This window comes from Embleya sp. NPDC001921 (assembly GCF_053594475.1).
The window spans coordinates 122671-148802 of the sequence record NZ_JBSFEO010000005.1 but is presented as its reverse complement, the minus strand read 5'-3'; the positions used below and the strand labels follow the sequence as shown (position 1 = coordinate 148802).

22 protein-coding genes are annotated in these 26132 nt (G+C 70.5%); 9 read left to right on the top strand and 13 right to left on the bottom strand.

Annotated elements, in window-relative coordinates; all coding sequences use genetic code 11:
- Window positions 1–168: 168 nt before the first annotated feature.
- Window positions 169–2172: a chromosomal replication initiator protein DnaA gene (dnaA, locus tag ACWCPW_RS07690; protein WP_449760642.1), complete on the bottom strand. Its 2004-nt coding sequence runs from the start codon at window positions 2170–2172 to the stop codon at window positions 169–171.
- Window positions 2173–2522: 350 nt separating this feature from the next.
- On the opposite strand from dnaA, the gene rpmH reads away from it, so the two are divergent.
- The 8 genes from rpmH (at window position 2523) to ACWCPW_RS07650 (ending at window position 8548) form a co-directional block, all read left to right on the top strand.
- On the top strand, window positions 2523–2660 hold the full coding sequence (gene rpmH / locus ACWCPW_RS07685; RefSeq protein WP_010849920.1) for a 50S ribosomal protein L34: 138 nt from the start codon (window positions 2523–2525) through the stop codon (window positions 2658–2660).
- A gap of 16 nt (window positions 2661–2676) precedes the next feature.
- Complete coding sequence (gene rnpA / locus ACWCPW_RS07680; RefSeq protein ID WP_449760641.1) at window positions 2677–3180, top strand: ribonuclease P protein component; 504 nt, start codon at window positions 2677–2679, stop codon at window positions 3178–3180.
- Window positions 3177–3521: a membrane protein insertion efficiency factor YidD gene (gene yidD, locus ACWCPW_RS07675; RefSeq protein ID WP_020557146.1), complete on the top strand. Its 345-nt coding sequence runs from the start codon at window positions 3177–3179 to the stop codon at window positions 3519–3521. The genes rnpA and yidD overlap by 4 nt, the downstream gene beginning before the upstream one ends.
- Before the next feature lie 2 nt (window positions 3522–3523).
- Window positions 3524–4681 (top strand): membrane protein insertase YidC, encoded by a 1158-nt coding sequence (gene yidC / locus ACWCPW_RS07670; protein ID WP_449760640.1) that lies wholly within the window; start codon window positions 3524–3526, stop codon window positions 4679–4681.
- Between the two features lie 68 nt (window positions 4682–4749).
- Window positions 4750–5301 (top strand): Jag family protein, encoded by a 552-nt coding sequence (locus tag ACWCPW_RS07665; RefSeq protein ID WP_395867756.1) that lies wholly within the window; start codon window positions 4750–4752, stop codon window positions 5299–5301.
- Between the two features lie 82 nt (window positions 5302–5383).
- Window positions 5384–6136, top strand: a complete 753-nt coding sequence (gene rsmG / locus ACWCPW_RS07660; RefSeq protein WP_449760639.1) for a 16S rRNA (guanine(527)-N(7))-methyltransferase RsmG — start codon at window positions 5384–5386, stop codon at window positions 6134–6136.
- A 268-nt stretch (window positions 6137–6404) separates the two neighbouring features.
- Entirely contained in the window at window positions 6405–7337 is a 933-nt protein-coding gene (locus ACWCPW_RS07655; protein WP_449760809.1) for a ParA family protein, read from the top strand.
- Window positions 7334–8548: a ParB/RepB/Spo0J family partition protein gene (locus ACWCPW_RS07650; RefSeq protein ID WP_449760638.1), complete on the top strand. Its 1215-nt coding sequence runs from the start codon at window positions 7334–7336 to the stop codon at window positions 8546–8548. The genes ACWCPW_RS07655 and ACWCPW_RS07650 overlap by 4 nt, the downstream gene beginning before the upstream one ends.
- Window positions 8549–8930: 382 nt before the next feature.
- Here the strand turns inward: ACWCPW_RS07650 and ACWCPW_RS07645 are convergent, their stop codons facing one another.
- From ACWCPW_RS07645 to ACWCPW_RS07605, 9 genes are all read right to left on the bottom strand, one after another.
- Window positions 8931–10109 carry an N-acetylmuramoyl-L-alanine amidase gene (locus tag ACWCPW_RS07645; RefSeq protein WP_449760637.1) on the bottom strand — a complete coding sequence of 393 codons (1179 nt, stop codon included), beginning with the start codon at window positions 10107–10109 and terminating at the stop codon, window positions 8931–8933.
- Window positions 10110–10351: 242 nt separating this feature from the next.
- Window positions 10352–10678, bottom strand: coding sequence for a thioredoxin (gene trxA / locus ACWCPW_RS07640; protein ID WP_449760636.1), 327 nt, complete (start codon window positions 10676–10678; stop codon window positions 10352–10354).
- A gap of 95 nt (window positions 10679–10773) precedes the next feature.
- Complete coding sequence (trxB, locus tag ACWCPW_RS07635) at window positions 10774–11721, bottom strand: thioredoxin-disulfide reductase (RefSeq protein ID WP_449760635.1); 948 nt, start codon at window positions 11719–11721, stop codon at window positions 10774–10776.
- A 166-nt stretch (window positions 11722–11887) separates the two neighbouring features.
- Window positions 11888–12832: an anti-sigma factor family protein gene (locus ACWCPW_RS07630; RefSeq protein ID WP_449760634.1), complete on the bottom strand. Its 945-nt coding sequence runs from the start codon at window positions 12830–12832 to the stop codon at window positions 11888–11890.
- Window positions 12829–13542, bottom strand: a complete 714-nt coding sequence (gene sigM / locus ACWCPW_RS07625; protein WP_449760633.1) for an RNA polymerase sigma factor SigM — start codon at window positions 13540–13542, stop codon at window positions 12829–12831. The genes ACWCPW_RS07630 and sigM overlap by 4 nt, the downstream gene beginning before the upstream one ends.
- An 84-nt stretch (window positions 13543–13626) precedes the next feature.
- Window positions 13627–15786 carry a protein kinase family protein gene (locus ACWCPW_RS07620; RefSeq protein WP_449760632.1) on the bottom strand — a complete coding sequence of 720 codons (2160 nt, stop codon included), beginning with the start codon at window positions 15784–15786 and terminating at the stop codon, window positions 13627–13629.
- 240 nt (window positions 15787–16026) lie between these two features.
- Window positions 16027–18714 carry a murein biosynthesis integral membrane protein MurJ gene (gene murJ / locus ACWCPW_RS07615; RefSeq protein ID WP_449760631.1) on the bottom strand — a complete coding sequence of 896 codons (2688 nt, stop codon included), beginning with the start codon at window positions 18712–18714 and terminating at the stop codon, window positions 16027–16029.
- A gap of 52 nt (window positions 18715–18766) precedes the next feature.
- Window positions 18767–21145: a DUF6049 family protein gene (locus ACWCPW_RS07610; protein WP_449760630.1), complete on the bottom strand. Its 2379-nt coding sequence runs from the start codon at window positions 21143–21145 to the stop codon at window positions 18767–18769.
- Between the two features lie 35 nt (window positions 21146–21180).
- Window positions 21181–21642, bottom strand: coding sequence for an NUDIX hydrolase (locus tag ACWCPW_RS07605; protein ID WP_395867777.1), 462 nt, complete (start codon window positions 21640–21642; stop codon window positions 21181–21183).
- Between the two features lie 129 nt (window positions 21643–21771).
- On the opposite strand from ACWCPW_RS07605, the gene ACWCPW_RS07600 reads away from it, so the two are divergent.
- A complete protein-coding gene (locus ACWCPW_RS07600; RefSeq protein ID WP_449760629.1) occupies window positions 21772–23259 on the top strand; it encodes a CCA tRNA nucleotidyltransferase in 1488 nt (495 codons plus the stop codon).
- Window positions 23260–23292: 33 nt separating this feature from the next.
- Here the strand turns inward: ACWCPW_RS07600 and ACWCPW_RS07595 are convergent, their stop codons facing one another.
- The 3 genes from ACWCPW_RS07595 to ACWCPW_RS07585 all read right to left on the bottom strand — a co-directional run bounded on the left by ACWCPW_RS07595 (window position 23293) and on the right by ACWCPW_RS07585 (window position 26060).
- Entirely contained in the window at window positions 23293–23961 is a 669-nt protein-coding gene (locus ACWCPW_RS07595; protein ID WP_449760628.1) for an LppU/SCO3897 family protein, read from the bottom strand.
- A gap of 144 nt (window positions 23962–24105) precedes the next feature.
- Window positions 24106–24495 (bottom strand): LppU/SCO3897 family protein, encoded by a 390-nt coding sequence (locus tag ACWCPW_RS07590; RefSeq protein ID WP_449760627.1) that lies wholly within the window; start codon window positions 24493–24495, stop codon window positions 24106–24108.
- A gap of 245 nt (window positions 24496–24740) precedes the next feature.
- Complete coding sequence (locus ACWCPW_RS07585; protein WP_449760626.1) at window positions 24741–26060, bottom strand: MFS transporter; 1320 nt, start codon at window positions 26058–26060, stop codon at window positions 24741–24743.
- Between the last annotated feature and the right edge of the window lie 72 nt (window positions 26061–26132).

The following is a 26132-nucleotide window of genomic DNA, read 5'->3' as shown; positions in this document are numbered from 1 at the left end:
TCGACGGCAAACGCGTCATCCCCATGGTGTGGATGCCCAAGTCGGCGCCGATCGGTGGATAACTCGGCCTCCGTGGAGCCGATGAGACGAAGGTCACACCGGACATGCGAAGGCCGGCGGCCCCGAAGGGGAACGCCGGCCGGTCCGAAGCGGTCTCGAGACGCCGAATCAGCTCTTGATGCGGTTCGTCAACTCGGTCACCTGGTTGTAGATCGAGCGCCGCTCGGCCATCAACGAGCGGATCTTGCGGTCCGCGTGCATCACCGTCGTGTGGTCGCGCCCACCGAACTGGGCCCCGATCTTGGGCAGCGACAAGTCGGTCAGCTCACGACACAGGTACATCGCGATCTGGCGCGCGGTGACCAGCACCCGGCTGCGCGAGGTGCCGCACAGGTCCTCGACGGACAGCCCGAAGTAGGCGGCGGTGTGCGCCATGATCGTGGTCGCCGTGATCTCCGGCCCCGCGCTGTCCGGGATCAGGTCCTTGAGCACGATCTCGGTGAGCTGCAGGTCCACCGGCTGGCGGTTGAGGCTGGCGAACGCGGTCACCCGGATCAGCGCGCCCTCCAGCTCGCGGATGTTCCGGGAGATCTTGCTGGCGATGTACTCCAGGACGTCCGGCGGCGCGTTGAGGCCCTCCTGGATGGCCTTCTTGCGCAGGATCGCGATCCGGGTCTCCAACTCGGGCGGCTGCACGTCGGTCAACAGCCCCCACTCGAACCGGTTGCGCAGCCGGTCCTCCAGCGTCACGAGCTGCTTGGGCGGCCGGTCCGAGGAGATCACGATCTGCTTGTTCGCGTTGTGCAGCGTATTGAAGGTGTGGAAGAACTCCTCCTGCGTCTGCTCCTTGGTCTCCAGGAACTGGATGTCGTCCACAAGCAGGACGTCGACGTCGCGATAGCGCCGGCGGAAGCCGTCGGCCTTGCCGTCGCGGATCGAGTTGATGAATTCGTTGGTGAACTCCTCCGAGCTCACGTACCGCACCCGGGTGCCCGGATACAGACTCTTCGCGTAGTGCCCGATCGCGTGCAGCAGGTGGGTCTTGCCCAGGCCCGACTCGCCGTAGATGAACAGCGGGTTGTACGCCTTCGCGGGCGCCTCGGCCACCGCCACCGCCGCCGCGTGCGCGAACCGGTTGCTGGACCCGATCACGAACGTCTCGAACAGGTACTTGGGGTTCAGCCGCGCGGCCGGCTCGTGTTCGACCACGCCGTGCTCGCGCCCGGTGCCCGGCCGGGCCAGCCGCAGCGGTCGCCCACCGGGCCCACCGGGCACGTCGGCCGGCGGTACGGGCGGCGCCTGGTGCGGGGGCTGGGACTGCTGGGGCGGCTGCGAGGAGCCCGGCGGTTGCTCTCTGTCGCCGGATTGATGTGTCGAATTATCCACAAAGCTGTGGACGGACGGTGTGGAAAAGCCGGGCGGCCCGAACAGGTCCTCGCGATCCGCGAAGAGCGTGCCGTCCGACGGCGGAATTCCCGGATGATCCGAGGAGGCGCTCGGGCTGCCGCCGTATCCGTATGGATCACGGGAATCCCGCGGGTCGCGCGCGTCGCGCGGATCACGGGTGTCCCGCGGCTCACGCGGCTCACGCGGCTCCCGGGGATCACGAAGGTCACGCTGTTCACGGCCGTCCCGACCGTCCCTGGGATCGCGCTGCTCGCGCGGATCGCGCTGATCCCGATACGGTCCCGGCGCGTAGCGCTCGTGCGGGTAGTCCTGCTGGTACTGCGGCTCGGCGTACGGATCGCGGTCCTGGCGATACGACTGCTGGCCGTACGGCTCCTGGGGGTAGCCGTCGCGGCCGTAGCGGTCGCCGCCATACGAGGGGCGCCCGTACGGGCCCGGGTTGTAGTCGTCGTGCCGGGGCGAGCGGTCGTGCCGCTCGGGCACCGGCTCGGGTTCGCCGGCTCCCGGCTCGACGCTGACCGCGAACCGGATCGGCCGGCCGAAACCGTGGCTCAACGCGTCCGTGACCACCTGACGGAGCCGGGTCTCCAATACTTCCTTGGCGAACTCGTTCGGCACCGCCAGCAGTGCGGTGTCGGAGAACAGGGTCAGCGGCTGCGTCCGCTGGAGCCATCCTTTGTCCTTGGCCGTGACCGAGTCGTCGGTGGCCAGTCGTTCCAGGAACCGTGCCCAGACTGCGGCGAGGTCGCTGGTGATGTCAGCCACAGTGCACGCTCTTTCATTGCGTCGACGCAGGTCTCGGGAGGGCTCCCAGTGTCCCGGACCCCGGGAGCGAGCGCTCCGGTCCGACCCACCTGTTCACGGTAGTGGCGCCCGGTAACCTGCTCAACCCGTTGTCCACAGCCTGTGTACAGACTGCTCGATACTGTGTTTTCGCAGGTGGGCGACGTGCCCCGGATCCCCCATTTGACCCCGTCGCCTGTTGGTACGTACCGTGGGCCGGTCTAGTTGTCTGACGACCGCTGCCGCATGTCCGAGATCATGTCGATGCGGACGTACGGTGGTGGCCGGCGGTCTTTTCTGCCGGCCCACGATTCAAATCCTGGAGCCCCCGAGTGAGCAAGCGCACCTTCCAGCCGAACAACCGTCGCCGGGCGAAGACCCACGGGTTCCGGCTGCGCATGCGCACCCGTGCCGGTCGCGCCATCCTTGCTGCCCGTCGCCGCAAGGGCCGCGCGGAGCTTTCCGCCTGAGTTCGCGGATCTCTCCGTGCTGCCTGCCGATAACCGGCTGAGGCGGCGCGAGGACTTCGCGATCGCGGTTCGCCGCGGGCGTCGAGCCGGCCGTCCGAACCTGGTCGTCCACCTGCATCGCCAGGAGACGAGTGGGCCCGTGACGTCCGACCGCACCCTGGCGACCGTACGGCCGTCCGAGCCGGACACCCTGCGCCAATCTGTGGCAGAGGACCCGCACGCGGATGTGGAGCACGCTCCACCACCGCGTGCGGGTTTCGTCGTGAGCAAGGCTGTCGGCCCCGCGGTTGTCCGTAACGTCGTCAAGCGTCGGCTACGCCACCTCATACGCGATCGGATGGCCCTGCTTCCGGCAGGTAGCCTGGTCGTGGTACGGGCATTGCCACCTGCTGCCCAGGCGGAGCACTCCGCACTGGCACGGGATCTGGACGCAGCGTTCGACCGGCTTCTGGGCCGGGCCGGGCGCCCTGTCGCGGTTCGCATGGACGGGCCCGCGGCCAAGCCGGGAGCGACGGCGTGAAGTACCTGTTCATGGGGTTCATTCGGGTCTATCAGTGGACGATCAGCCCGATGCTGGGGCCGGTGTGTCGCTTCTACCCGTCGTGCTCGCATTATGGGTATGAGGCGATGTCCGTCCATGGTGCGTTCAAGGGCACCTACCTCACCGTGTGGCGCATCCTGCGCTGCAACCCCTGGAACTCTGGCGGTGTCGATCCTGTGCCGCCGCGCACACGCCGACCGTGGCGACTCCCCGAACGGAAGTCGCGTTCGGAGTCGGAGCCGCACGAGCGGCAGCAGACGTCCAGCACCGGCCGTACCGAGCCCGCGCCCGGTGCGAACACCACCGCCCGAGGAGCTTGACCGTGGGGATTCTTAACCCCCTATATACCGCCGTCTCCTGGATCATCGTCCAATTCCACTCGTTGTTCAGCCCGATCTTCGGCAAGGACAGCGGTTGGTCCTGGGGCTTGTCCATCGTCTGCCTCGTGGTCGTCATCCGGATCTGCCTGATCCCGCTCTTCGTGAAGCAGATCAAGGCGACCCGGGGACTCCAGGCGCTGCAGCCGCGGATCAAGGAGGTCCAGAAGCGGTACAAGGACGACCGTGAGCGTCAGTCCCAGGAAATGATGAAGCTCTACAAGGAGACGGGTACCAACCCGCTCTCGAGCTGCCTTCCGATCCTGGTCCAGTCGCCGTTCTTCTTCGCGCTGTTCCACGTGCTCCAGCGCATTTCGCAGAACCGCACGGTCGGCGTGATCGACCGCGACCTGGTGAACAGCGCGCAGCAGGCGCACATCTTCGGTGCGCCGATCGCCGCCAAGTTCACCGACTCGGCGGCCAAGATCGCCAGCCTCGGGGCCGACCTGACCACTGTGCGCATCGTCACCATCGTGATGATCGTGCTGATGTCCGGGTCGCAGTTCTTCACCCAGCGCCAGCTGATGACGAAGAACACCGACCCCGCTTCGCTCGTGGGCAACCCGTTCGCGAAGCAGCAGAAGCTGATGATGTACGCGTTCCCGATCATGTTCGCGGTCTTCGGCATCAACTTCCCGGTCGGTGTGCTCGTCTACTGGCTGACCACCAACGTGTGGACGATGGGCCAGCAGCTCTTCGTGATCAACCGCAACCCCACCCCGGGCAGCCCGGCGTACAAGGTGCGGCAGGAGAAGCTCGCGGAGAAGGCGCGCAAGCAGGGCAAGGTGCTGCTTCCCGACGGCAAGCTGATGGACATCGCCGAGTACGAGGCCCAGCAGGCCGAGATCAAGGCCCAGGCCGCCCGGCGCCAGCAGCCCACCAGGCTCACCAAGTCGCAGCGCAAGGCTCGGGCTCGGGACGACGCGGAAGCGGCGGGCAGGGACGCCGAGGAGACCTCGGAGGCCGGTACCGCGGCGAGCAACGGCACCGCCCGGTCGAACGGCTCGGTCAAGGGCTCGACCGCGCGAACCCCGCACTCCGGTGCGCGTAACGCCGGCCCGCGCAAGCAGACCCAGGGCCGGAAGCACCCGAGGAAGAAGTGACCACCCTCGAAGGGCCGGCCGCCGCCCACCCCAACGACTCGCTCACTCGTCCACAAAGGAGTTCCCCTGTGACGGAAGGCACGACCCCCGCCGTCGACTCACCCGCCGCCTCGCGTCGGATCACGCTCACCGCGGAGGAGATCAGCCGTCTGGAGCAGGAGGGCGAGATCGCCGCGGACTACCTGGAGGCCCTGCTCGACATCGCCGACCTCGACGGCGACATCGACATGGACGTCGAGGGCGGGCGCGCGTCGGTCTCGGTGATCGCCGGGGACGAGAGCGAATCCTCCGGCGCCGACCTCAAGCGTCTGGTCGGTCGCGACGGTGAGGTCCTGGAGGCCCTCCAGGAACTGACCCGGCTGGCGGTGCACCGGGAGACCGGCGAGCGCAGCCGGCTGATGCTCGACGTGGACGGGTTCCGTGCCGCCAAGCGGGCGAACCTGGCGGAGATCGCTACCGAGGCGGTGGCAGAGGTCAAGGCCGCGGGTACCTCTCTCAAGCTCAAGCCGATGACGCCGTTCGAGCGCAAGGTCGTGCACGACACCGTCGCGGAGGCCGGACTGCGCAGCGAGTCGGAGGGCGAGGAGCCCAATCGCTGCGTCGTCGTCCTGCCCGCCTGATCGGGTCCACGGATCCGTTTCCGCAAACCGTCGCGCCGGCCCCACCTGCATCACAGGTGGGGCCGGCGCCGTTCCTGGGATGATGTTCCACGTGAAACGTCAGGACGACACGACCCCCGACCCGCCGGTGGACGAGCGCGCGCCCGAGGCGCCGGAGGCGGCAGGCCGTCTCTTCGGTGCCAACCTGGACCGCGCGATTCGCTATGCCGATCTGCTGGCCGGGCCCGGTGTACGCCGGGGCATGGTCGGCCCACGCGAAGTCGGCCGGCTCTGGGAGCGGCACCTGCTCAACTGCGGGGTGGTCGCCGAATTGATCGCGGAGAACGCGATCGTGCACGACGTCGGTTCGGGCGGTGGCCTGCCGGGCATTCCGCTCGCGCTGGTCCGACCGGACCTGCGGATCACCCTCGTCGAGCCGTTGTTGCGGCGCACCACGTTCCTCGACGAGGTGGTCGAGGAACTCGGCCTGGACAACGTCCGGGTGTTGCGTGGCCGCGCCGAGGAACTGCGCGGCCGTACCTCCGCCGACGTGGTCACCGCGCGCGCGGTCGCGCCGTTGGCCAAGCTGGCCGGGTGGGGGCTGCCGCTGCTCGGTTCGGGCGGCGAGATGCTCGCGCTCAAGGGCGACTCGGCGGCCGAGGAACTGCTGGAGTCCGAGGCGGACCTGCGCAAGCTCGGCGCGGTGTCGTGGCGGGTCGCGCACGCCGGGGCCGGGATCGTCGATCCCCTGACCACCGTCGTGCGGGTGCGGATCGGCACCGTGTCGGCCAAGGAGTCCAAGTCGACGAAGGCCCGGCGGGCCGCGAAGACGACCAAGCGGCGTCCCGGAAAGTAGTCCGTCCCCGGGTTGGGCCGGACGGCTGAAACGCCGATCCTGCCCGCTCGGGGTGTGTCGTGAGCGTGCTCCCACCGCGATACCCGAGATCGTGTTTCACGTGAAACGCCTTCCGTGGAAACGCTTCTACTCACCTGAGGCGCGCCGGAACGTGACACCCTCTGAGGGTGCCGCCGCAGTGCGTGGTCATTCCGTCGGCCCGAGTTCCCATGTCGCCGCGGCAGGAGAGGAGAGTGGACCGTTGCCGTCCGAGTACCCGACAGCCTCGATGCCGGCGCCCCGAGTGGGTGCCGTCGTCGACGTTTCACGTGAAACAGAGGCGCCCGGTATCGAAGACACACCCATCGCCCGAGCGGCCAGACAGGCCGTCGAGACGATGGGCCGTGCTTCGGAGGGGCTGCCCCGCCCGGAGCACACCCGGGTCATGGTGGTCGCGAACCAGAAGGGTGGCGTCGGCAAGACCACGTCGACCGTGAACCTCGCGGCGGCGCTGGCCATGCACGGTGCCCGTGTCCTGGTGATAGACCTCGACCCGCAGGGCAACGCCTCCACCGCGCTCGGGGTGGACCATCACGCCGGCACGCCGTCGATCTACGAGGTGCTGGTCGAGGGCCGCGACCTGGCCGAGGTCGTCCAGCCTGTGCGCGATGTCGAGGGCCTGTTCTGCGCGCCGGCGACGATCGACCTCGCCGGTGCCGAGATCGAACTCGTCTCGCTGGTCGCCCGGGAGAGCCGGCTGCAACGCGCGATCGCGGCGTACGAGCAGCCGTTGGACTACATCCTGATCGACTGTCCGCCGTCGCTCGGCCTGTTGACCGTGAACGCGCTCGTGGCCGGTGCCGAGGTGGTCATCCCGATCCAGTGCGAGTACTACGCGTTGGAGGGCCTCGGCCAGTTGTTGCGGAACGTGGAACTGGTCCGGGCGCACCTGAACCCGAACCTCGCCGTGTCGACGATCCTGCTCACCATGTACGACGCCCGGACGCGGCTGGCCTCCCAGGTGGCGCAGGAGGTGCGCGACCACTTCCCGGACGAGGTGTTGCCCACCGCGATTCCGCGTTCGGTGCGCATCTCCGAAGCACCCAGCTATGGGCAGACCGTGATGACCTACGACCCGGGTTCCACCGGGGCGTTGTCGTATCTTGAAGCGGCTCGGGAGATGGCGCTGCGCGGCGTGGCGAAGGCGAAGGAGGAAGTATGAGCGGACAACGCAGGGGATTGGGCAAGGGGCTCGGATCGCTCATCCCCCCTCGGCCCTTGCAGCCCTCGTCCTCCGCCGCGGCGACCTTGCGCAAGATGGCGGAGATAGCGACGGACGAGTCGGCCCTGTCGCCGACGTCGGTCCCGGTGCAGGATTCACCGAAGACCGAACCCGCTCCCGCCGCCGCGCTGTACGCCGAGTTGTTGCTCGATCTGATCGTGCCGAACTCCCGCCAGCCGCGTGAGGTGTTCCACGAGGACGCGATGGCCGAGCTGGTCCAGTCGATCCGGGAAGTGGGCGTCCTCCAACCGGTCGTGGTTCGGGCGACCGCCGAGGGCACCTACGAGCTGGTGATGGGCGAGCGGCGGTGGCGGGCCTGCCGCAAGGCCGGGCTGACCCACATCCCGGCGATCGTCCGGGTGACCGACGACGACAAGCTGCTGCTCGACGCGCTTTTGGAGAACCTGCACCGCTCCGAACTCAACCCGCTGGAAGAGGCGCTGGCCTACCAGCAGTTGTTGGAGGAGTTCGACTGCAAGCAGGAGGAGCTGGCCGACCGGATCGGTCGCTCGCGTCCGCATCTGACCAACACGATGCGGCTGTTGAAGTTGCCGATGGAGGTCCGCTCCAAGGTCGCGGCGGGCACGTTGCTCGCCGGACACGCGCGGGCGTTGCTGGCGCTGGAGGATCGGCCGGACGAGCTGACCAAGCTCGCCAAGCGGATCATCGCCGAGGGCATGACCGTGCGGACGGTCGAGGAGATCGCCCGCTCGATCAACAACGAGGGTCCGGCCAAGTCCAAGGCGCACAAGCCGCGTGCCGGTCGGATCGTCGCGCCCGCGTTGAACCATCTCGCGGACCGACTCAAGAACCGCTTCGAGACCGAGGTGAAGGTCGTCCTCGGGCAGAAGAAGGGGAAGATCGTCGTCGAGTTCGCGTCGATCGAGGACCTGGAACGCATCCTCGCCTCGATGGCACCCGGCGAGGGCGACCACTTCGCCAAGCGGCTGTCCGAGCCGGAACTGCCCGGCCAGGCCGGACCCGTTCGGACCGGCGCGGCCTCCGCGGACGCGACGGACGTGGCGGACGCGGACGCGGCGGAGGTTGCGCCGGACGATGTGGCGCCGGTGGACGCGCACCCGGAGGACGCCGGCCGGGAGGCGGGTCCGACGTCGACGGCCGACGCGGAAACCTCGCTGCTCGTCCCGTAGTCGGCAAAGGAACACGCGAAGGGGCCCTCGGTCGTTGACCGAGGGCCCCTTCCTTGCTTGTGTTTCACGTGAAACGTGTCGCCCGGTTCATGCGCGGTGGCAGGCACTCTTCGCGCCGCGTTTCACGTGAAACGTGGCACCACCCCTGGAGGGGCGATGAGATCGATGCGCTGGGTCGTCGCAGGTCTCGGAGTGGGTGCCGTCGGCGGATTCGTCGGCGGGCTGCTCGCCGGGTCGCCGCGTTCACGGGTCCCGGTCCCGGCGCCGTGGACGCCGGACGGGCCGGCGATCCCGGTCCATGCCCTGCCGCGGGGCTCACGCCGGCCGGTGGATCCGGTCGTACCCGAGGACCTGACGTGCGATCGGGCGAAGGCCGATCGGCTCAGGTGAATACGGGCAGTCGCAACATCCCCGTGGGGACGTCCTCCTCCGGCGGCAGGTAGAGCCGCTGGAGCGCCACCACCACCGACTCGGCGGCGTGGTCGCGGAATTCCGACGAGGCCAGTCGGGCCGCGTCCTCCGCGTTGGTGAGGTAGCCCACCTCGATCCGTACGGCGGGCATCCGGGTGCGCCGCAGCAGCGTCCAGGCCTTCCCGTGCGTGCGGCCGTCCACCATGCCGGTGCGCGCCACGAGTTCGCGCTGGACCAGGCTCGCGAAGTGTTCCCCGGTCGGCGAGCGCCGCCCGTACCGGTCGCTGCCGCTGCCGTAGTAGTAGGAGGAGACGCCCGCGGCGCGCGGGCTCTCGTTGCGGTCCGCGTGCAGGGATATCACCAGGTCCGCGTCCGTGGCGTTGGCGAAGGCCGCGCGCTCCTCCTCGCCGATGCCGTCGGAGTCCAGGCCTCGGGTGAGATACGCCTGCACGCCCAGGGCGGACAGTCGGCCCTCCAGCCGCCGGGCGAGGTCCCAGACGACCTCGGCCTCGGTCAGCCCGTGTGCCGTCACGCCCTGATCCGTACCGCCGTGGCCCGGGTCGATGACCACGGTCTTGCCGGCCAGCGAAGGGCCGGAGCGGTGCAGCAGTTCGGACTCGCGCATCGCGTGCGGTTGGCCGCCGACGACCGTGCGCGCGAGCCGGTCGAGGGCTCGGAATGTGGCCGGTCCGCACGTACCGTCCGCGCCGAGTCCGTAGTTGCGCTGGAATTCGCGCAGCGCGAGTTCGGTGGCCGGGCCCAGGATGCCGTCCACCCGCCCGCAGTCGAAGCCCATGTCGAGCAGTCGCTGTTGCAGGGTGGCCACGTCGTCCCCGACCGTCGGGTGACCGATCGAGTAGGACAGCATGCGGTCGCCGAGGCGCCACCGTGCCTCGTCGAGGTGACGGTAGGTCTCCGGGCCGACGACGCCGTCCACGGTCATCGCGCGCTGCTGCTGGAAATGCCGGACGGCCAGGTCCACGGAATCGTCGAACACCGCGTCCGCGTAGCCGCCGTGGCCGTCCGTGTCGCCGGTGCCGTGGACGGCGTGGGCACCGGCGGGCAGGAGGCCGAGCAGCACCAGTTTGGACCTGATCTCGGCCACTGCGGGGCCGGTGTCACCGCGTCGGTACCGCCGCTGCATGGTCATGGAAAGAAGTCCTCCCGAGTTTTGACGCAACACTCGATCGTACGCGCGCATTCGGCCGTTCCCGTACCGGAGCGGGGCTCTCGGGGCCCGGATTCCGGCTCGAGCGGGCGGGGCGTGCGGCTCGCGGCCGTTCGCCGGTCGCCCGCCGGTCGACGGTACGCCCTGACACGCGCGAGGGGCGCTCCCCGGTTCCGGGAAGCGCCCCTCGCGTGCCGTGCGGCCGGTGCGTCGAACGCGTCGGCTCAGACGTACTCGGCAAGCTCCTTGAGCAGCAGCGACTTCGGCTTCGCGCCGACGATCGTCTTGACGATCTCGCCGCCCTTGAACACGTGCAGGGTCGGGATCGACATCACGCCGTAGCGGGTGGTGATCTCCGGGTTCTGGTCGATGTTCAGCTTCGCGACGGTGAGCTTGTCGGCGTTCTCCTCCGCGATCTGCTCCAGGGCCGGGGCGATCTGGCGGCACGGGCCGCACCACTCGGCCCAGAAGTCGACGAGCACGGCCTTGTCGCTCATCAGGACGTCGGTGTCGAAGGTCTTGTCGGTGACGGTGGTGGTGGCCCCGGCCATGGTTGCTCCTCGGTGTGCTCGGGTGGCGGTCTGCTCGGGTGGTTGTGTGCTCGACTGCGGGAAGGCGGAACGAAGAACCGCCGGACGGGTGTGCGTCAGGCGCCGGCGCCGTCGGCGAGCGAGGCGAGGTAGCGCTCGGCGTCGAGGGCGGCGGCACATCCGGTGCCGGCCGCGGTGATCGCCTGCCGGTAGGTGTGGTCCACGACGTCGCCCGCCGCGAAGACACCGGTGAGGTTGGTGTGCGTGGTCGGCGCGTCGACCTTGATGTAGCCCTCGCCGTCCAACTCGATCTGGTCCTTCAGCAATTCGGTGCGCGGGTCGTGGCCGACCGCGATGAACAGGCCGGTCACCGCCAAATCGCGCAGTTCACCGGTCACCGTGTCGCGCAGCTTGACGCCGGTGAGCTTGCCGTCGCCCACGATCTCGGCGACCTCGCTGTTCCACGCGAACGAGATCTTCTCGTCGGCGAACGCGCGATGCTGCATCGCCTTGCTCGCCCGCAGCTCGTCCCGGCGGTGGATGACCGTCACCGAGCGCGCGAAGCGGGACAGGAACGTGGCCTCCTCGATCGCCGAGTCGCCGCCGCCGACCACGGCGATGTCCTGGTCCCGGAAGAAGAAGCCGTCGCAGGTGGCACACCAGGAGACGCCCCGGCCGGACAGCGCGTCCTCGTTGGGCAGGTTGAGCTTGCGGTACGCGGACCCCGTCGCCAGGATCACCGCGTGCGCCTTGTGCACGGTGCCCGCGCCGTCCGTGACGGTCTTGACGTCGCCGGTCAGGTCGACGGCCACGACATCGTCGGGGATCAGCTCGGCGCCGAAGCGCTCGGCCTGCTTGCGCATGTTGTCCATCAGATCCGGACCCATGATGCCGTCCGGCCAGCCGGGGAAGTTCTCGACCTCGGTGGTGTTCATCAGCGCGCCGCCCGCAGTGACGGCGCCTTCGAAGACCAGCGGCTTCAGGTCCGCGCGTGCTGCGTAGACGGCGGCCGTGTACCCGGTCGGACCCGATCCGATGATGATCACGTTGCGGACGTCGCTCACGCTGAGCCTTTCCTGGTTCCTTGTCGAGCCTCGTGCCGGTGGCCGGCGTCGGCTGTGCGGGTCTGCGAGCCCCGCGCCCCGATGAGATGCGGTGTCTCGTTCGACAACGGATCCTAGGTGCGCGCCATTCCCGGGTCCCAACGCCGCGGGCGCGGCGTGCCGGGGATCACCCTCGGGCGACCTCGGTGCTCAGCAGTACCGAGCCCGCGAACGCGCTCGAAGGCGCCGCCGAGAGCGTTCGGGCGCAGGACGAGTCCACGATGACCACCTTGACCCGGCCGGCGCTCGAGCCGTCCAGGACCACCACCCAGGCCGGGACGCCGGCGTAGGTGCCGGTGTCGACGGCCAGCGCTCGTGGCGCGTTCGGGCCGACCGCGGTCGCGACGCACCCGGGCAGTTCCCGGGTCGGCGGGACGGTGCCGCGGCGGAGCAGTTGCGAGATCTGTTGTTGCAGTCCGGCGGCGGTGTACTCCCGGGGCGCGGCGATGGACGGCATCTCCAGGCTCGGTGCCCGTTCCTCGGACTTCGCGCCCGGCTGGTCGCCCGCCTTGGCGGTCGCGCCGGCCCCGCCCCGGGGCGCGGACACGGCGGAGTTGTCCCTGGCGGCGGCGGGGCGCCCGGACGAGTCGCGGTCGTCACCACCGGTGCCGACCACCACGACCGTGACGCCGAGGGCCACCGCGGCGACGGCGGCCGCGGCGAGCAGCAGCGGACCGCGCCGGCGCCGGCGGCGGGCGGAGTCGAGCCGGACGACGCTGTCGTGGCCGGCCCCGGGCCGGGCGTCGGCCGGGGCGGGTGGCGCGACCGGAGCGACCGGGCTCGGCAGGGCGAAGAGCTCGGCGGTGGGGATCCCCACGGAGGGTGCCTCGGCGGGTCGCGGCGGCGGGAGCGCGGCCAGGGCGAGCGCCTGGTCGATCCGCGCGACCACGTCGGCCGGCATCGGTTCGGGGGGTTGTCCGCCGAGCAACTCGCGGACCTCCGCGAGCGCGTCCCGGGTGTCGCGGCACTCGGCGCACTCGGCCAGGTGCGCGTCCAGGGCGGCCGCGCGCTCCGGGGTGAGCAGTCCTTCGACGAGGTCGGACAGCACTTCGACGTCGATGTGCTCGCTCATCGTGTGCCACCTCCCTCCATGCTCGTGCCACCGGTGTCGGGGGTCGGACCGCCGGCTCTCGGGCGGTCGTCCGTCGATGGGACGGATTGTCCGGCTCCGGGGTTCCCGAGTGCCCGATCCGCCCCGGGTGGTCCGGCCTCGCGCAGGTGGCGCACCAGCGGCAGGAGCTTGGCCCGACCCCGGGCGCAGCGGCTCTTGATGGTGCCCGACGCGACCTGGAGGATCCGGGCCGCCTCCTCGACGGGATAGCCCTCCATGTCCACCAGGACCAGCGCGGCGCGCTGTTCGGCCGGCAGCGTGGCCAGCGCGGCGAGCACCGCCGCGCGGGTCTCGCCGCGAATGGCCGGGTCCTCGTGCACGGGCGCGGGCAGGCGCTGGTCGAGATCCTCGGGCAGCGGTACGGCCGGCCGGGCGGCCTTGCGCCGGGCCCGGTCCAGGCAGGCGTTCACCACGATCCGGTGCAGCCACGTCGTGACGGCCGAACGGCCCTCGAACCGACCTGCGGCACGGTAGGCGGAAACCAGGGCGTCCTGGAGGGCGTCAGCGGCTTCCTCGCGGTCCCCCAGGGTGCGCAGGGCCACCGCCCACAGCCGGTCGCGGTGTCGACGGACGAGTTCGCCGAACGCGTCCGGGTCGCCGCCGCCGTGCCGGGAGAGCAGATCGGCGTCGGTGACGTCCGCGTATGCCGATCCGGTCTGCTCGCTGCCCACCGCCTACCTCCCCCTGTGCCGGGATCATCCTGGCACGGGCCGACCGCCGGTTGGCGAGGGGTTCGCCTCGATCGTCGCGACGGGTCAGCCGAGCGTGGTGAAGGTGACCTCGCGCCAGGCGTTCTGGTAACCGGGGTTGTAGATCTGGTAGTCGCCGACACTCGACTCGACCCTGGGCATCGCCGTCATCACCAGCAGGACGTACTGCGCCTTCACGGGCTTGCCGGCGGTGATCTTCAGGCTGTTCTCGGAGGTCGACGCCTGGCCGACCTCGACCCGGAACGCGCCCTCCGAGGTCGGCATCGACTTCGCGTCGGGCGCCGCCATCAGCTTCATGTCGGTGCGCGGTCCGCCCGCGCCGAGTTGGACCTCGACGCTCTGGATCTCGTGCACCGCGCCCAGGTCGTAGACGATGCCGTAACCCTTGCGGTTGAAGGTGATCGCCGGGCCGTCGACCATGTAGTTCGTGCGCCAGTAGGTCGAGGGGTTCCCGTCGATGGTCAGCTTCGCGGCGTCCGCCTGGGTCGGCGAACCGCCGCCGATCGAGATCTCCCGGGCGCTCTTGGGCGTCGCCGTGACCGGAGTCGGGGCCGCGGTGCTCGGCGGCGGGATCGACGACGAGGTGCCCCCCTGCGGCTTCAACGGGTCCTCCTTCTTCTCCCCGTCGCCCAGGTGGCTGGCCACCTGCCAGGTCACCAACACGATCGCGAGCACCACCAGGACCGCGACCGCGCCCTTGACCGTCGCGCCGAACCGGCCGCCCAGCGGCGGCGGTGGCGCGATCGGCGGGCGGACCGAGCCGTTCGAGCCGCCGCCGTAGCCGGCCGAGGTGTAGACGGTCCGGGTCGGCGTCGGCGTGTAGACGGGGTACTCGTCCTGTTCCGGGCCGCCGACGATCTCGCCCTGCTCGGGCGGATGGATCTCCGGGATCGCGGCGATCGCCGCGGAGAGTTCGCCCGGGGTCTCGAACGCCGGGTCGTGCTTGACCTCGTGGCCGAGCGCGCGCATCGCCAGCGCGGCCAGCGTGTTGTCCACACCGGCCCGGATCTGGCCGGGCGCGCACAGCTTGCCGCCGGTGAACGGCGCGGCCTGGAGCCCGTATTCGGTGCCGTCGACCCAACGCCGGGTCAGCGCCGCGTACATCAGCATGCCGACCGCGTGGGTGTCGTCGCGAGCCGCGTCGGTGGTGTCGTGGCCGTACAGCGCGGCCTCGACGGCCAGGCCGACGATCTTGTACTGGCCGGTGTGCATGCGCAGCACGTTCTCCGGCGTCAGACGCAAATGGGAGAGACCGGCCCGGTGGGCGACGGACATCGCCTGGGCGACCGCGCGGGAGAGTTCGTAGACCTCGTGCGGCGGCAGCGGCGCGCTCTCGAAGACCTTGGTGAGGTTGTCCGCGTCGGGCAGCCACTCCTTCACCACGTAGATCAGGCCGTCCTGTTGGGCGCAGTCGAGCACCTGGACGAAGCGCGGGTCACCCATCAGCGCGGCGGCGCGGGCGGCGGCGATCACGGCGCGGCCGTGCTCTCCGCCGGCGGGCACGATGTGCACGCCCACCGCGCGCCGCAGCTTCTCGTCGACGGCGCGCCAGGTCTCGCTGCGGCCGTTCTGGGAGAGGCGGTGTTCGAGCCGGTAGCGGTCGGCCAGCCGGGTGCCTCGGCTGACGTTGACCCGGGGCGGCGCGGGTTCCGGGGCGGGTTCCGGCGCGACCGCCGCGGAGTCCGTGCCGGCGCGCGGTGCGGCGGGCTCGGTGTCGCTCGGCTTCGCGGCCTCGGTGTCGCCGGGCGTGGGGTCGCCGGGCGTGGGGTCCGCGGTCGCGGACCCGGCGGATGTGCGCTTCGCCCGTTTGTGGGTGACCGGTTCGTCCTCGTCGGGCGCGTCCGGCGCGGGTGCGGCGGACGCGGATGTGGCCGCGGCGGCGGGGGGTTCTGCGGCCGGTGCGTCGGCGATCTCGGTCGAATCGCCCTTCCCGACACCGCCGTTCGCGGATTCGGCGACCGCGCCGGCGTCGGCCGCGACTTCCTCGACCGGATCGGATTCGGGCTCGGTACCGACGGGCAGAACCGTGGTGGTGTTTCCGGAGACCTTGCCGTCCGAACCGACCGGATTGTCCGACGATGTATCAGAAGCCTTTGTCGGTACGGGGTTTGCCTCGTCCGTCGCTAGGTCGACGGATCCTGCGGTTCGGTCCGTCACCTCGGCCTCATCCTCCTCGTCGGCGTACTCATCGTAGAGGTGAGCCATCTCCGACCGTTGGTCAGGGACGACCTCTCCACAAACATGAGACTCCCGGACCGCACCTGGGGTTGCCTCGTCACAAGATCCGAAAGGAAACCGAGACCGGCGTATCGGGAGCTTTACCCCGGTTCAGGCGCTCGGCACACCCTCACTCGCCCATGGTGGTACATCCCACACGGATCCGCCCGCCGAATTCCCGGTGGGGGATTCGGCGGGCGGAGGTGGACGCTCCGGTCCGGCCGGCGGTCAGCGGCCGAGGCGGCCCTTGATCATCCCGGTCATCGCGCTCATCTCCTCGACCCGCATCCGGTTCGCCGCGATGAAGAAGACCACGAACATGGTCACGATGCCCGCGCCCACGGCGATCGCCGAGCCGCCCATCGCCGAGCCGAAGTGGCCGGTGCACACCCGGGCCACGAAGAACGCCGCGGCTCCGCCGATCCCGGCGGCGATCAGCAGCCGGGTGTAGGTCCGGGTCACCCGTCGGCCGTCCAGGTCGCCGAGTCGTTTCTTGAGCCGCTGCGCGGCCAGCACCACGCCCACGAGGTAGGCGAGGCTGTAGCCGCCCGCGATGCCGACACCGGCCCACTTGGTGGGCAGCGCGATGAACGCCAGGCCCGCGAACGCCGCCTGGGCGCCCGCGATCCACACCGTGTTCAGGAACGGCGTGCGGGTGTCCTCGTACACGTAGAACCCGCGCAGCAGCACGTACTGCGCCGAGTACGGGATCAGGCCCAGGCCCAGCGCCATCAGCATGTAGCCGATCCAGTGCGCGCTCTGTTCGCCGGTCGGGGCGAAGATGAAGCCGCCGATGTCCCGGCCCAGCGCCACGAAGATCGCCGCGCACGGGATCATCGCCACCGCCGACAGGCGCAACCCGGAGGAGATGTCGCCGCGCACGCTGGCCAGGTCGCCGTCGGCGGCGGCCCGACTCATCCGCGGCAACATCGCGGTCATCACCGACACGGTGATCACCGCCTGCGGCAACTGCCAGATCAGCAGCGCGCTGCTGTACGCGGTGAAGCCGACGCCGTACTGGATGTTCTCGTCCCGGGCGTTGACGTCGATCGCGGTCGCGAGCTGGGTCACCACCAGGTAGCCGGCCTGGTTCGCGAGCACGAACAGGAACGTCCACTTGGCCAGTCCCAGCGCCTTGCCCATCCCCGAGCCGCGCCAGTCGAACCGGGGCCGGAAGCGGAACCGGGCCGCCTTCAGGTACGGGACCATCGCCATCGACTGCACGATCATCCCGAGCAGCGTGCCCAGGCCGAGCAACCGGATCTCGTCCGGGGTGATGGTGTCCGAGTTCTGCCCGGTGTTCTTCGCGGTGCCGGCGACCCAGATGTAGAGGCCGAACGTGGCGATGATGACGATGTTGTTCAGGACCGGGGTCCACATCATCGGGCCGTAGCGCTCGCGCGCGTTGAGAATCTGCCCGAACAGCACGTGCAGGCCCATGAAGAAGATGATGGGCAGGCAGTAGCGGGCGAAGGTGATCGCCAGCTCGTAGTCCTGGTGGTGCTTCGCGAGCGAGTTCGCGAAGGCCCGGATCAGCAGCGGCGCCCCCAGCCAGGCGATCACCACCAGCCCCGCCAGCACCGTCATGACCAGCGTGAGCAGGCGGTTCGCGTACGCCTCGCCGCCGTCGTCGTCCTGGCGCATCGCGCGCACCAGTTGCGGGACGAAGACCGCGTTCAGCGCGCCGCCGCCGACCAGGATGTACAACAGCGTCGGCATCGTGTTGGCGACGTTGTAGGTGTTCGCCAGGATCGCCGTGCCCAGGGCCGCCGCGGCGACCAGGTTGCGCACGAAGCCGGTCATCCGGGACACGATCGTGCCCGCCGCCATCACGGCGGAGGATCGCATTATCCCGCCGAGCTTGCTGCCCTTCTTGCTCTCGCCGCCGACCGGGATGCCGGCCATCCGCTCCTCGGCGCCCGAGCCGGGCATCCGGTAGACGGGCGACGTGGACGGGTTCAGCGGGACCGGCGGGGCGTCCAGGACCGCGCTCGCGGACATCGACGCGGCGGCGGCCTCGGCCCGGTGCTGGGTCTCGTAGCGCTGGTAGGCCTCGGTGTACGAGGGCATGCCCGCGATGTCGCCGGCGAGGCCGAGGTTGATGCCGGTCAGCGTCTGGTCCATCAGCCAGCCGCCGGGCCGGTCGTAGTCGCCCCAGCCGCCCTGCCCCTGCTGCGGGCTCGGCTGCTGCGGGACGTACGCCTGCTGGTGCACCGGCTGCTGGTGTGCCGGCTGCTGGTGTGCCTGGTGCTGATGGGGCTGCTGCTGGTGCGGCTGCTGCTGGGGGTAGTTCTGGGCCGGCGGGGCCTGGTGCTGCTGTTGATACGGGTCGCCCGAGCCGTAACCGCCGCCGCCGTACTGCTGGGCCTGGTGGCCCTGGTGCGGCTGCCCGCCCTGACCCGAGGGGTCGTACGGCCGGGACGGGTCGTAGTGCTGCGGGGGCTCCGGCGTGAAGAGCTCGTCCACGCCCACGTACGGGTCGTTCGCCGGCGGATCGCTCAACTCGTCCCGGAACCACGCGCCGCCGCCGTCCTGGGCGGGCTGCTGCGGAGCCTGCTGGGCGTACGGGTCGTAGCCGCCCTGACCCGATCCGGAGCCGTACGGATCCCCGTAGACCGGTTCGGGCCCGACGCCGTAGCCGCCCTGGCCCGGGTAGCCGCCCTGCTGCGGGTAGGGCTGCTCGCCGTACCCCGGCTGCGGCGCGTTGGGGTCGTGGTAGCCAGGGTCGCCCGGCTGCGCGTACGGGTCGTGCGGCTGCGCGGCGTAGGGATCGGCCGGCTGTCCGTACGGGTCGACGTACTGCTGCAGGTACGGGTCGGCGGGCGGCCGACCCCGGTAGGGATCGTCGTGCGCGCCGTCGTCCGGCTCGGCGGAGCCGCCGGTGTACGGCTGACGTTCGTCGCTCCGGTCGCTCATGCGGGCGGGCCCTCGTCTTCTCGGTCAGGTTGAGTGTCCGGTGCCCACTTTCTCATTCGGGGCGGTCGGTCGTGGATCTCGACGGTGTGTGTCCGCGCGGGTCGGCCTGATCGGGCGGTCCGTTTCCGCCGGCGGGAGGTGCCACGGGATGGGGCGGGGGCCACCCGGAGGTCGGCTGGTTCCGATCGTTTTCGGTGGCGTCGAAGGTGTCGGAGTCCGACGGCGCGTCGTCGAGGTCCTCACCATCCTCGCCGTTCGCGTCCCGGGCAAGGGCCGCTTCCCGACGTTTGCGCAGGAACGCGCGGAGCGAGAAGACCGCGAGCAGGAAGGCGAGGCCGCCGATGATCCAGCGGGTCAGCGCGTCGATCGTGGTCGTGTTGACGAAGAACGACTCGGGCGTCTTGACCGCTCGCCCGTCCGGGGTGAGCAACTGTACGTCGACCATGACCTTGCCGTTCGCGGCCGACTTCGCCGAGATCGGCACCTCCCGGCGGCGCCCGTCGGGCACCGTCACGGTGGTCGGATCGCCGAGCTTGAGCCGGTTGGGCTGATGCGAGACGGCCGCGATCCGTACGGTGACCGGTTGCTGGAGGTTGTTCACCACGGTGACCGGGATGTTGCCCTCCTCGCCGGAGAGCGTCACACCGGTTCTGCGGATGATGTAGACGAGTGATTCGAGTTCGCGCAGGCCGCGGGTGACGCCGAGCCGATAGCGGTCCGCCCCCTGGGGATCGCCGCGCCACTCGGTCGACAGCAGGCGCAGCAGCGCGGGGTCGAACGGGCCGGTGACCCGCTCGGGCCGGGTCAGGATCGAGGCGAAGGTCTGCATCGACCGGACCAGGTTGTCGGTCTCGGCGATGTACTGCGCGGACGGCTCGCCGGCGCGGACGTCCTTGGGGTAGCCGGCGAGCTTGCGCGCGGGCAGCGGGGCGGGCTCGGCGGCGAGCTCGGCCAGGGTGACGCCGTGGGTCCATTCGGCCGAGGCGTTCATGACGTCCTTGAGCACGCCGGCCAGCGAGGCGTCCATGGTGCGCGGCGGGGCGATCAGCAGGCTGCGGGCGGGCTTGAGGGTGGGCTCCTGGAGCACGATGGTCAGCAACTCGGCCAGCAACTGCTGGGTGGTCAGCACGCTCTGTCCCGGCGCCCTGGTGTCGGCGGTCAGGGTCTTGTCGATGTCCGGGTCGGTGACCAGCGCGGTGCCCTTGTCGGCTCCCGGCAGGGCCGCCGTGGCCAGCGGGGTGACGTTGAGCTCCTTGGCCGGCGGCAGGCTCGCCCCGGAGGTGAGCACGGTGCTCGCGCCGTTCCCGATCGCGACGTCGACGATCGCGGGGTCCAGCGCGCCGCCGGCGGGCCACGCCACGTCGGTGCGCACCGGGCGGGCGAACGTGCGCTGCATGACGGTGGCCGCTTCGGCCTGGGCCTCGCTCAGTTGCGGGCGCAGGTCCGCCTTGCCCGCGTCCAGTGCGTGCGCGACGGCGGCCAGGTCGGGGTCGGCGTAGGGCAGGGCGATCACCGGCTGGGTGCCGATGCCGGTCTTGAGCCGATCCAGCCATCCGGCCGCGACCTGGCCGCCGCCGCCCGCGAGCGTGTTCTCGATCTGGTTCGGCGTCGCCTTGGCGGTGTCCTCGTCGCTCGGGGTCTTGCCGTCGCGGGACTTCTTCGGCTTGTCCGGATCCAGGCTGCCGGGCGGCGCGACCCGATAGCCGCCGGCCATCCGGGTGGCCGAGTCCAGCAGTTCTGGGTCGAGGATCCAGTCGACCTTCATCCCGCTACCGATGTTCACCAGGTCGTACAGCCGCCCGCCCGGCGCGAACAGCGCGGCCAGGTCGTCGTCGCGAAAGACCGGCGTCTGGGCCTCGTCGCCGAGCGTGGTGCCGTCCCGGTGCGGCCGATCGACCAGCGGCCAGACCATGCCGATCCGCATGCTCTTGACGTCCTTGAGGCCGTTCTTGGGGATCCACGGCAGGAAGGTGCGGGCCGCGCCGATCGTCTTGCCGCCGATCCTGGCCTCGACCGCGAGCGGATACGCGCCGGCCTCGACCAGGCCGAGCGGGTCGGCGCGGAAGGTGAACGTCCACGGCTGGGCCGTGCCCGGTGCCAGGTTGCGCAGCGTCACCGGCTTGGGATCGCGCAGCAGGGTGCCGCTCGACTGGGCGTCCTCGGCCGAGCTGATGCCGCTGCGGAAGAGCGGTTCGGAGGTGCGGAGCCGGACCGCGACCTCGGCCGAGTCGATCGCCTTGGTGCCGGAGTTCAGCACCTGGCCCTCGATGGTGATGGTGCCGCCGGCCTTGGCCACCGGCGTCATCTTGGTGATCAGGACCTGGATCCCGTCGCCGTCGGCGGCGCGCGCGGTGGTCGGCATCATCGACAACAGCCCGGCGGCGAGCGCCAGGATCACTATCAGGATGGCGGCCGGCCGGCCGCGAGGCACGCTCGTCGGGGTCCCGGATCGGAACCGTCCATGGCTCACGCGCTGTCCGCCAGCAGTTCCGGGGCGAGCGTGACCAATCGCCGCTCGTCGGGGTAGGCGAGACGCGCGGAGAGCGCGCCGAGCGGAACCCAAGCCACCGCTTCGACCTCGATGTCGTCGTCCGACAGATCCCCGCCCGCCGCCTCCATGAGGTAGTGGTGGACGGTCTTGTGCACCCGCCGGTCCGGCGCGGTGAACCAATAGTCGATCACCCCGAGCGGGGCCAGCACCCGACCCACGATGCCGGTCTCCTCCTCGACCTCGCGCAACGCGGCGTCGACCACACTCTCGCCGTTCTCGATGTGCCCCTTGGGCAACGACCACAACAGCCGGCCGCGTCGGTCCCGGCGCGCGATCAACGCCGCGCGCAACGTGAGTCGATCGACCACCAGACCACCCGCCGAGGTCTCCTCGACCACCTGCAGCCGACGGCGCGGCGGCGTGGTCTCGGAAGGCATCCGCCAAGCTTAGTGCGACATGCGCCACGCCATAACGCCATGATCACTCCATCGCGCGGCCCGCTCGCGAGGTCGGCGGCCGCGTAATGCGCGCGAGACCCGCGGCCTCGACCCGTAACCTTGTCTCCCGTGCCGAACGCCAAGAACACACCCCACCCGGACGACCCGCCGGCCACCGGCGAACTGAGCGCCGTACAGCGCCGCGCCGTCACCGAACTGTTGCGCGTCGCCCCCGTCGCCGACGACCTCGCCCGTCGCTTCGAGGCGGCCGGGCACACGCTCGCGCTGGTCGGCGGCTCGGTGCGGGACGCCCTGCTCGGTCGGCTCGGCAACGACCTCGACTTCACCACCGACGCCCGCCCCGAACAGGTGCTGGCGATCGTGCGCCCGTGGGCGGACGCGGTGTGGGACGTGGGGATCGCGTTCGGCACGATCGGTTGCCGCCGGAAGCTCGCGGACTCGCCGGACTACCAGATCGAGATCACCACCTACCGCTCCGAGGCCTACGACCGCGCCTCGCGCAAGCCCGAGGTCTCCTACGGCGACTCGATCGACGACGACCTGGTCCGCCGAGACTTCACGGTCAACGCGATGGCGGTCGCGCTGCCCGGGATCACCTTCGTCGACCCGCACGGCGGTCTGGAGGACCTGGCCGCGCGGGTGCTGCGTACGCCGGGCACGCCCGAGGCGTCCTTCGGCGACGACCCGCTGCGGATGATGCGGGCCGCGCGCTTCGCCGCGCAGCTCGACTTCGAGGTCGCGCCCGAGGTGGTCGCGGCGATGACGGACATGGCCGAGCGGATCGACATCGTCTCCGCCGAGCGGGTGCGGGACGAGCTCAACAAGCTGATCTGCTCCGACCACCCGCGCAAGGGCCTGGAACTGCTGGTCTCCACGGGGCTGGCCGCGCGGGTGCTGCCCGAGCTGCCGACGCTGCGCCTGGAGGTGGACGAGCACCACCGGCACAAGGACGTGTACGAGCACACGCTCACCGTGCTCGAACAGGCGATGGCGCTGGAGGCGCCGGGCGAGCCGGACCTGATCCTGCGGCTGGCCGCGCTGCTGCACGACATCGGGAAGCCGCGCACGCGGCGCTTCGAGCCGGACGGCCGGGTCTCGTTCCACCACCACGAGATGGTCGGCGCGCACATGACGCGCAAGCGGCTCAAGGCGCTGAAGTACCCGAAGGACGTCACGGACGACATCACGCGCCTGGTCGAACTGCACCTGCGCTTCCACGGCTACGGCACGGGCGAGTGGACCGACTCGGCGGTGCGCCGCTACGTGCGGGACGCGGGGCCGCTGCTGGAGCGGCTGCACAAGCTGACCCGCTCGGACTGCACGACCCGCAACAAGCGCAAGGCGGCCACGCTGGCGCGCGCCTACGACTCGCTGGAGGAGCGGATCGCGCAGCTCGCCGAGCAGGAGGAGCTGGACTCGATCCGGCCGGACCTGGACGGCAACGAGATCATGCGACTGCTGGACGTGCCGCCGGGCCCGCTGGTGGGCAAGGCCTACCGGCACATGCTGGAGATGCGGCTCGAACACGGCCCGATGGACCACGACACGGCGGTCGCGGCGCTACGGGAGTGGTGGGCCGCCCACGGGAGCGCGTGAGCGGGCCACCACCGGATTCGGGCGGGGGCTGCCTCAGCTCCCGCCCAGCTCCTGGAGCTCCTCGTCGCTGACCTTGCCGTCGGCCATGATCTTCTGGATCTGCGCGATGACGGAGGGGGTGAACGTCGTGCTGGCACCGGGCACGCCCGAGAACGACTCCGGGGTGGTGTGGTCGGTGACCGTCACGCACAGCAGGCCCTTGTCGGAGCCCTTGCGGTAGAGGCCGAGCACCGAGCCCTTGCGCGCGATCTCCTCGGAGTTGCACTTCTCGGTGTCCGAGGTGTCGGTGAACTTGGCGACGACCTTGAACGCGGCGTCCGACTTGGAGCAGGAGACCACCTTCGGGCTCTTGTTCTTGGTGCCGGTGATGCAGTCGCCGACCTTCGCCTTGTCGACGGCGTCCTTGTTGAGCACGCCCTTGACCACGAAACCGACGATCGCGAGCACCACGAGGACAACGATCGGGATCACGATCCGCTTGATCTTGCTCTTGCGCGGCGGGGGCGGCGGCGGGCCGCCGTAGAAGCCCGGCTGACCGCCCTGGGGGTAGCCGCCCGGCGGGAAGCCGGCCTGCGGCGGCTGCGGCTGGCCCGGCTGCTGCCCCCAACCCTGCTGGGGCTGCTGCGGCTGGCCCGGCTGCTGGTTCCAGCCCTGGTTCGGCTGCTGGGGACCGTTGGGGTCGGGCGGGAAGGGATTGGACATGGGGACGATCTCCGTTGCAGGGGACTGGTGAGACAGTCCGGAACACTAGGGCTCCGGCCGGACACCCGCAGCGGGGATTCCCCTTGTCCCGGTCGAATGTGAGCGGAATAACGGGCATAAAGCGCCAATCGCAGGAGCGGCGCGTCATTTCCGCTCGGCGAGACACAACACGAAGCTCTCCACGGTGGGATCCGAGGTCAACGCGATGGGATCCCCCGGCACCGAATCGCAGACGCCGGCGAACGTGGTGCCCTGCACGCGCTCGACCACGATGAACCGGGCCGCGGAGTCCTCGCACCGCACCGGGTCCTGGTCGATCGTCGTCTTGTCCCGCAGACAGTCGCCCTCGTGGATGCGCGGCCCGTCGTCCTCCTTCTGCATGTACCACCAGCCCCCGGCCGCGGTACCGCCCACCAGCAGCACGGCCAGCACCGCGACCAGCACCCCGCGCCCACGGCGGGCCGGCCGGGCGGCCTCCCGGCGCGCCGCGCGCCCGTCGACCGGCGCCCGGCGTACGACGGGCGCATGCGGCATCGACGCTTCCTGCGGCGGAAGCGGGAGCCCGTGCGGCGGGGTGTTCTCGGTCCATGCCGGTATGTACGGCAGAGGATCGTTTTCACCCGAACCGGCGTTATTGGACATGGAGTATCTCCAGAGGTGCCGAAAGTCGCTGGATGTGCAGGTTAGAACCTCGGCCTCGGTAATGCACTACCCGCAGGTAATTTTTTCCTGGAGATACTGCCGGGTGAAATAAGCCATGATCGGTATCAAAAGGGATATTACGGCCGGCGATCGTCCGCCGGAACGGTCTCGACGATCACCGGAGGGTGGCGACGCGCTGCCAGCGTGTACAGGGCGCCGGTCAGCGCGTACACCCCGGCCACCGCGAGCAGTACCGCCGGGGACCGGCCGTCGTCGGGCAGTCCCAGCGCCGCGACGGCGGCGGCACCCACGAACGCGACGTTGAACAGCACGTCGTACACGGAGAACACCCGGCCCCGATACGCGTCGTCGACGGTGGTCTGCACGATCGTGTCGACGCCGATCTTGGCGCCCTGCGAGGTCACCCCGAGCAGGAAGGCGCCCACCACCATCGGCGCGAACACGAAGGGCAGGCCGAGCGCGGTCTGGCAGACCGCCCCCGCGAGCGCGCAGGTGCCGATCCAGGCCGCGACGCCGATCCGGGTGGTGATCGCGGGCGTGGCCACGGCCGCGACGAAGAAGCCGAGCGCGGACACGGTCACCGTGATCCCGAAGGTGGCCAGCCCGCCGTCGGTGTCCGCCGGATCGTTGAACGTGTTGCGGCAGAGCAGAACGGTCATCACGGTCAGCACGCCGTAGCAGAACCGCATCGCGGTGATCGCGGCCAACGCGTGCGCCGGCGCCCGACGCCGCCACACGTGCACCGCTCCCTCGCGCAGGCCGCGGGCCACCGAGCGCAGCGCCTCCCCCGCGCCGGGCAGCACCCGATCGGGATCGGGCCCGAGCAGATCGGCCGGCATCGTCGCCGCGACCGCCGCCGAACCCAGGTACAACACCCCGGACACCACGATCACCAGCGCGGTCGCCCCGGAGCCCTCGGCCAGGAAGGCGTGCACGAGCAGGGCCGACCCGCCGCCGACCGCCGCGGCGACGGTGCCCGCCGTGGGCGACACCGAGTTCGCGGTCACCAGTTGCTCGACCGGCACCACGCGCGGCAGCGACGCGGACAGCCCGGCGAGCACGAACCGGTTCACCGAGAGCACCACGAGCGCGGCGGCGTAGAAGATCGGGTCGGGCACCCCGAGCAGCACCAGGCCCGCGGTCACCGTCACCAGCACCGCCCGCAGCAGGTTGCACAACACCAGTACCTGGCGCCGCCGCCACCGGTCGAGCAGTACCCCGGTGAAGGGCCCGACCAGCGAATAGGGCAGCAGCAGGACCGCGAACGCGGTCGCGATGTCGGCCGCCGAGGTCTGCTTCTCCGGCGAGAAGAACGCCTGGCCCGCGATGGCCACCTGGAACGCCCCGTCGGAGAGCTGCGAGGTCAGTCGGGTGGCGAAGAGCCGTCGGAAGTCGCGCAACCTCAGCAACGAGCGCAGATCACGGATGAGGGCCACGGCGCCCACCGTAGCCGGCCCCGGCACCCGGACCGGAGACCGGCACCGATCGGCCGCGGACACGCCGAAGGC